This is a genomic window from Rathayibacter tanaceti (assembly GCF_001634385.1).
GTDB lineage: Bacteria > Actinomycetota > Actinomycetes > Actinomycetales > Microbacteriaceae > Rathayibacter > Rathayibacter tanaceti.
The window spans coordinates 1-6,824 of sequence record NZ_LIIN01000141.1 but is presented as its reverse complement, the minus strand read 5'-3'; the positions used below and the strand labels follow the sequence as shown (position 1 = coordinate 6,824).

The following is a 6,824-nucleotide window of genomic DNA, read 5'->3' as shown; positions in this document are numbered from 1 at the left end:
CCTTCCGCTCCACCGGGGAGCGCGTCGCGCACCTTTTGGAACTGCATCAAGTGCGTGAGGTGGGACTCCTTAGTCGATCGCGCGCTCGCAGACCGCGCTAGTGATCGTATCGGCGTGCTCGACACGCCGAGAGTAAAAACAGACGCGCCATCTACTGACCCGCGTATACTCTGGGCTTATGACCGCAGAAGATGACGCTCTCTCCGCACTCCAGGCTTCCACGCTCCTCGATGTCCTGAAGTGGGGGGCGCCGGTGGCGTTCGAGGCGACGGATCAGCTCTACGACGAAAACCAGGGCCACGACCAAGGTGTCGTAGGCTACCTCAACTTCAAGCACCTACGGGATCTCGTCGACCGGGCGACCTCCAACGGGCGGTTCAAGCTGGGTGAGGGACTCGACAGCTTCGGTGGGGACGTGCTCGCGCGCGGGATTACGCCGGAGGCATTCAACACGATGCCGCGTCTGGCGGCGGATGCCGTCAGGCGTCGGGACTACAAGCAGTCTCCTGGGTGGGCGGTGGAGGGCTACCGGGTGCTGTTGCAGTCCTACCCCTTCGGCAAGGTCGACGACATCAAGTGGGTGCAGCGCAGCGACGCGAAGAGGCGCGTCGCGGACCAACTGTTCGTCGGCGACAACACGCTCTTCTCCGACGAAGAGTTTGGGCTCGAGTCCATCCCGGGTATCCCGGACGACGACGACTTCACTGGCGTGACGCTGATCGCGGCCCATGCCTTCAACCCGACCACCAAGCAGTTCGAGCTCTACCTCGGCCAAAGCAAGAACCCGGAGCATGCAGACGATTCCTGCTGGCACTGGAAGAAGTTGCTGCTGTCCGGCGGTACCCCGGCGGGTGCCGGTGGAATTCCCGTTGCGCCCACGATGCCGAACGGTGGCGCTTCGACGGAAGTCGACGATGTGCCGGTGCGGATCAAGCGGACGGGTGCGGGCGAAGGGTCGGGCGCGGCAAATGGTTGAGGTGCGCCGGCCGTCCCAGACGCTTGCCGCCGCAGCCTCGTTCTTCAACGGTGAGCGCCTCACCATGCACGCCAGCTCAAGAGACTCAAGAAGTCCCACCTCGCGACCCTCATCGAGATGTCGCCGGCGTCCGTGACGGCCTGGGAGAGCGGCGCCAAGCAGCCCAACCGCGCGACGGTGGCCAAGCTCGCGCTAGCGCTTCAAGTCGAACCGCAGTTCTTTGGGGGAGGAGCGCCGCCGAAGACAAATAGGCCGCATTTTCGCTCGCTCCGTTCGACACCACAGATCGCGCAGGACGAGGCTGAAGCGTACGGACGATTCGTAGCTGAGGTCGCGGGGATGCTGGAGAACGCCGTCGAGTTTCCTGAGGCCCTCTTGCCGGACCTCCCGGTCGACCCCGATGAGCGTTCGATGACGCCCGAGGAGGCCGCACGCGAGGCGCGCGCCTTCTTCGGCGTCGTGCCGGGGCCGGTGCAGCATGTCGTCCGTCTCGTCGAACGCAGCGGAGTCGTCGTGGTGTTCAGCGAGCCTGGCGTTGCCGCGATTGATGCGTATTCGCTCCATTCGTCGACCCGGCCGATCATCGTGTTGAACCCGGTGAAAGATGACTACTACAGGCAGCGCTTCGACGTGGCCCACGAGCTTGGCCACCTGATCATGCATCACGACGCCGAGCCTGGAGGAAAGGTTGCGGAGGAGCAAGCCAACCGGTTCGCATCCGAGTTCCTGATGCCAGCCGAGGAGATCGCGCCGTCCCTCCCGGTTTCTACCGCGGGAAAAGCCTGGGCGTACCTCGCAGAGTTGAAGGAGTACTGGGGCGTGAGTCTTGCGGCGCTCCTGTACCGCGCGCGTGCGCTGGGCATCATGAGCGACGTCTCCTACCGCAACGCAGTTATCCGCATGTCACAAAACGGTTGGCGCCGAGCGGAGCCGGGGCGGATCTCGTCACTGGAGATGCCGTCGATGCTGCCGCGCGCGCGTGAGGTGCTCTATGAGGCTGGAGTGGACGAAGCCTCATTCCTCGCTGGTTCGGGGCTACCCGTTGGACTCTATGCCGTCGCTGCGTCGCGGGTTCCGGTGACGGCCGCTCTGAGAGAGGCGATGTCATGAGAGTCGCAAGAATCCGGATCCAGCGCTTCCGTGGCTTTGAACAAGCCGAATTGGTGATCCCCGCCGATGTCGTCATCGCGGGGGAGCCGCAGGCGGGCCGCAGCGACCTTGTGGCGGCGCTTCGGCGCGTGCTCGACACACGCAGCACACGGGCGCGTGTCAATCCGCTCGACATCCACCGCCCCATCGCGAACAAAACCCTGACTGAGGTGGAGGTAACGCTCCTCGAGCTCGGCGCGCAGCTCGAGACCCTGCTGAGCGACAGCCTCGAAGCATTTGACCCTGAGGCTGCGACGCTCGCAGGCACGGGCGGCGGCGCGGGTGCCGTGCTCGGCGTTCGCCTCTGCTACCGCATCCGCTACGACCTTGACGCCGACAGCGGCGATCACTGGGTCGACTTCCCCGCACGGAGCGACGCCGCGGCGAACTCGTTCAAGCGCGTCGGCCGCGTGGAACGCGAGGCGTTGCCCGTGCAGTTCATCGATAGTGCGCCCGCTTTGCAGCTTCGCGCCGAGGGGGCATTTCGAACCCTGTTGGCCGTTTCGGATTCGAGTGGACTCGACGATGCACTCGCTGGCCTGGATGACGGTGTGCGATCAGCAACGGGTGACTTCGCGGGCGCATCTGTCGTGACGGACGTGCTCAAGCAGGTACTCGACGCCGGTCCGAAGACACTGTTCGGTGTGGACGATCCCGGTGCAGTTGACTTCGTCGCGGATGACGGCTCGCGTGCAGCCCTTCTTCGCGCGCTGCAGCCAGCGCTGTCGCTCGATGCGGCAGGGCCCTTGCCAATCCGTTCGCACGGGTCGACGATCCAGAGTGTGTTTTCGGTGGCCGAAGCCATCGCGGCAGCGCGCGCGGGGGAGTCCGGGGTCGTCGTTATCGGTGATGACTTCGGTGATGGTCTGGATGCGTCGTCGTCCGAGTACATGGCAGGCCTACTGCACGCGACCGCGGGCCAGTCGATCCTCACGACGCGTCGCCCAGAAGTCGTGCGCGCCTTCAAGGCGGAGGAGCTTGTTCGCCTGACACGCACCGACGGTGGCCGAGCGCAGCATCAGCTTCCTGACGTGACGGACAAGGCGGCCCGTGTCACGCGTCGGCTCGTACTCGACCAGCTCCTGGCTGCGCTGAGCGCGCGAACGGTCGCGCTGGTCGAGGGCCCCCTCGACGTCGAGGGCTACGGCGCGCTGGCCGCGAGGCTGTTTAGGAAGACCGGCAAGCGCAAGCATGGGTTGGCCGCAAACGGCATTCGTCTGATCGCGCCACCGGGTACTGACGGGGGTATCTCACGGCTGCCGGCGATAGCTGAGGTTGCGCTACAGCTTGGTTTCCATGTGCGTGCGATTGTCGACAACGACAAGCCTGGGCAAGAGCATCCGGCCGTCGCCGCGCTGGAGGCGCTGACCGAGCAGATTGTGGTGCTTCCTGGTCGCACAGCAGTTGAGGCGGCGCTCATTCGAGGAGTACCGGGTGAGAATCTGCGGGAGGTCGTCAAATCGCTGGCCACGCTCGGCATGCCGCCTCTGCCAGACGATCTCGCCGACGATGCGATCGCCGAACACCTGATCTCCAAGAAGATCCTGAAAAAGCAGGGGCTCGGGCCCGCGTGGGTCGAGGCACTCACGGTGCGGCCGCCGACCGCCGGCGCCGTGATCGAAGCGCTCTGCGTCGGTGAGCTGGGGCGCATCGACATTCCTGCGCTCTTATGAAGTGGGTAGCCCAGAACCCCGAGCAAGCTCAGGTCGTCGGGACAGAGGCCGAGCTCACGGTTGTGCTCGGAGGTGCGGGAGTTGGCAAGACGACGAGCGCGCTGGCGGCCGCCGCCGCGCACCTTGATCGGGTTCAAGATGCGAAGCCCCACGAGCGGGTGCTGTTTCTTTCTTTTTCTCGTGCGTCCGTCGGCCGGATCGCGTCCGGGACGAGCGAGGTGCTCGGGAAGGGCGCCGATCGCGTCGATGTGATGACCTTCCACTCCCTTGCTTTCTCAATCGTCCGGAGGTTTGGGAGCATGATCGGACGCGGTGACGTGGTGCTCGTCAGCCCTGCCCGGGAAAAGCTCGGCCTGGCGGACAATGAGATCGGCTACGGGAGTCTTCTACCGTTGGCGCTTGAGATCGCACGAGCGTCGCCTGCGGTTGCGGCTCACCTTCGCTCGCGCTGGGGCCTGGTGATCGTGGACGAATTCCAAGACACTGGCGATGCGCAGCAGCAACTGCTCGAGCTGATCACCCCGAGCAGCCGCACGATCTTGCTCGGCGATCCCAACCAGTGCATCTACACCTTTCTCGTCGCGGATGGCGTCCGCGTCGAACGAATCAACGAGGCGTGTGCGGCCGCCGGACAGGAGCACACGATCGTGCTCCCGCAGACATCATTCCGTGACCCCTCCGGCGTCATCCCGGCAGTGGCGAACGCCATTCGAACGCGTCAGTTCGATGCGCCAGCCTGGCGAGCGCCATCGAAGGGGGCCGATTAATCGTCCGGAGCGGGATCGCTCTCAGCGACGAGGCGTCTAGCGTGGCAAAGCTCGTCACCGAACTCAGCAGCGAGGGGCTCGGCGTGGCGGTCTTCACCCACCACAACGACATGCTTGCTTCACTGTCGGATGCGCTCGAAGCAGAGGGCATTGAGCACGAAATTGCCGGGCTGAGTGATGCGCTCGCGACTGCTTTGAACGCCCAAGTGTCGATGATGCAGTTCCGATTCGGCGACGCTTCGTGGGAGGACGTGCTCGAGTCGCTCGCGGTCTTTCTTACGAGCGCACAGCGTGGTGCCCAGGTACCGGTGCTGGCAACGCAGATCTTGAACGGCACCGGCCCGCAGACGCTGCTCGCACGGCTGACTGCACTTCGCGGCCGGTTGACTGACGCCGTAGCAGTCGAGGCGGCGCTCGGCGAAGCGCGTGCGGCCCACGACGCGCTCGGACTACCGCAGAAGTCAGGCGCATGGGCGCAGGCGGGCGTTCTGGTTGCGGTGATGCATGCCCGTGCGAGTCGCCAATCGAGGGACCAGATCAGTACGCAGATCGTCGCGACAATCTCGGCTGAAGCGCGCGAGGCTGGGTACGCCGCTCTCACCGACTCGGTCCTCAGCCCGCGAGAAGTGCAGTTGATGAATCTGTATCAAACCAAGGGCCGCGAGGCAGACGCGACCATTGTCGTTCTTCGCGAAGGAGACTTCATGGGCAAGGAGGTCGAGCCCTTTCCGACGACGAGCAGGTTGCTCTACGTCGTTTTCTCTCGCGCTCGTCAGCGGATCATCGTGCTGTTAGTCGGAGGAACACTGCATCCCGCCGTTGCGCCGCTTGCGCAACTGGTGGACTGATCGTGCTCAACAGCAGACGTCGGCTTCACGTATGGAACACCCACTAACGCAATGAGTGGCGATGGAATCCACGCTGACTTACGCCGAGGCGCTTTCGCTCGCATCGTCAGTCCGCTTCGATGGAGCCCTCTCATCACCGCGCCGTGCGAGAGCGTATGACATCGTTCAAGCTCGCGTATCGTGGCACCGGCTTCGTACTTCGCGGCCAAGTGAATGGTCTCAGCATCCACCCGTACCTCCGCCGCGGGCGGACCCATGCGACCATGAACCTGCACATCACTCAGGAACCCGCCTCCCGCGGTTCCCGACAAGGGGGAATCTCATCCATGCAATCTGACCTGTTCTGGATCGTCATCGCCGGCATCGTCGTCGGCGCCCTCCTGCTGATCGCCCTCATCGGCTTCTTCCTCTTCCGAGCCTGGTACCAGGTGCCGCAGGCCGACGAGGCGATCGTGATCGTCGGCAAGAAGCAGAAGGGCGAGGACGGGCTGACGTCGAACATGACCGTCATCACCGGCGGCGGCGCGTTCGTCAACAAGCTGACCCAGCGTTCCGACCGCATCTCGCTGCGTTCGCGCCAGATCAAGATGGAGCCGGTCGCGCAGACGAAGAACGGCGTGACCATCCACCTCGCGGGCGTCGCCCTCGTCAAGATCGGCTCCACGGCCGATCAGGTGCGCGCCGCCGCCGAGCGCTTCGCCTCGCAGGACCAGTCGATCGACGTCTTCACGACGGAGCAGCTGGAGGGCGCCCTCCGCGGCGTTGTCGCGAAGCTCAGTGTCGAGGAGGTCATGCAGGACCGGCAGAAGCTCGGCGACGAGATCGCCGAGGGGATCAAGGGCGATCTGCTCGCCCAGGGCCTCGTCCTCGACTCGTTCGCGATCCAGGGCGTCACCGACCGCAACGGCTACATCGAGGCTCTCGGCGCGCAGGAGATCGAGCGCGTCCGACGCGAAGCCGACGTCGCCCGGATCAACGCGGCCCGCGAGGTCAAGGCCCGCCAGCTCGCCACCGACGAGGCGAACCTGATCGAGCAGACCGCCTACGACAAGAACACCGCCGCGGCGAAGTCCGAGGTCGGCCGGGCGAACGCCGAGGCCGAGCAGGCCGAGAACCTCGCACGCGCCGAGCGCGAGCAGGCCGTCCTCGTCCAGCGCGCCGAGAACCGCCAGGCCGAGCTCGACGCCGACGTCAAGCGCGTCGCCGATGCCGAGAAGTACCGCCGGCAGACCGAGGCCGACGCCGACGCCTACGGGCGCCAGAAGAAGGCCGAGACCGACCGGCAGGTCGCTCAGCAGGTGTCCGACGCCGAGGCGTACGCCGTTCAGCGTCAAGCCGAGGCCCGACAGGCCTCCGCCGCCGCCGAGGCCGCCGCCGTGAGCGCACGCGCCGAGGCGGAGGCGGACGCCCT

6 protein-coding genes and 1 pseudogene are annotated in these 6,824 nt (G+C 65.4%); all 7 read left to right on the top strand.

Translation table 11 applies throughout. The annotated features are described in order from the left end of the window. Positions 1–178 precede the first annotated feature (178 nt). Positions 179–976: a hypothetical protein gene (locus ACH61_RS13350; RefSeq protein ID WP_068212869.1), complete on the top strand. Its 798-nt coding sequence runs from the start codon at positions 179–181 to the stop codon at positions 974–976. A gap of 78 nt (positions 977–1,054) precedes the next feature. Beyond that, positions 1,055–1,186: pseudogene (locus ACH61_RS18875) on the top strand (helix-turn-helix domain-containing protein); the annotation flags it as partial. A gap of 129 nt (positions 1,187–1,315) precedes the next feature. Further along, the gene (locus tag ACH61_RS13345; RefSeq protein ID WP_330220175.1) at positions 1,316–2,086 is read left to right on the top strand and encodes an ImmA/IrrE family metallo-endopeptidase; all 771 of its coding nucleotides are present in this window, start codon (positions 1,316–1,318) and stop codon (positions 2,084–2,086) included. Further along, on the top strand, positions 2,083–3,798 hold the full coding sequence (locus ACH61_RS13340) for an OLD family protein (RefSeq protein ID WP_132505570.1): 1,716 nt from the start codon (positions 2,083–2,085) through the stop codon (positions 3,796–3,798). The genes ACH61_RS13345 and ACH61_RS13340 overlap by 4 nt, the downstream gene beginning before the upstream one ends. Continuing rightward, a complete protein-coding gene (locus ACH61_RS13335; RefSeq protein WP_068212864.1) occupies positions 3,795–4,565 on the top strand; it encodes a UvrD-helicase domain-containing protein in 771 nt (256 codons plus the stop codon). The genes ACH61_RS13340 and ACH61_RS13335 overlap by 4 nt, the downstream gene beginning before the upstream one ends. A 41-nt stretch (positions 4,566–4,606) precedes the next feature. After that, positions 4,607–5,413: a P-loop NTPase family protein gene (locus ACH61_RS13330; protein ID WP_068212862.1), complete on the top strand. Its 807-nt coding sequence runs from the start codon at positions 4,607–4,609 to the stop codon at positions 5,411–5,413. 326 nt (positions 5,414–5,739) lie between these two features. Then, positions 5,740–6,824, top strand: a 1,085-nt coding sequence (locus ACH61_RS13325) for an SPFH domain-containing protein (RefSeq protein ID WP_068212859.1), incomplete at its 3' end; no start/stop codon positions are given.

What these genes read in the sequence shown, in the direction of transcription:
- ACH61_RS13350 (WP_068212869.1), top strand. Translation starts at nt 179, where the DNA reads ATGACCGCAGAAGATGACGCTCTCTCCGCACTCCAGGCTTCCACGCTC.
- ACH61_RS13345 (WP_330220175.1), top strand. Translation starts at nt 1,316, where the DNA reads ATGCTGGAGAACGCCGTCGAGTTTCCTGAGGCCCTCTTGCCGGACCTC.
- ACH61_RS13340 (WP_132505570.1), top strand. Translation starts at nt 2,083, where the DNA reads ATGAGAGTCGCAAGAATCCGGATCCAGCGCTTCCGTGGCTTTGAACAA.
- ACH61_RS13335 (WP_068212864.1), top strand. Translation starts at nt 3,795, where the DNA reads ATGAAGTGGGTAGCCCAGAACCCCGAGCAAGCTCAGGTCGTCGGGACA.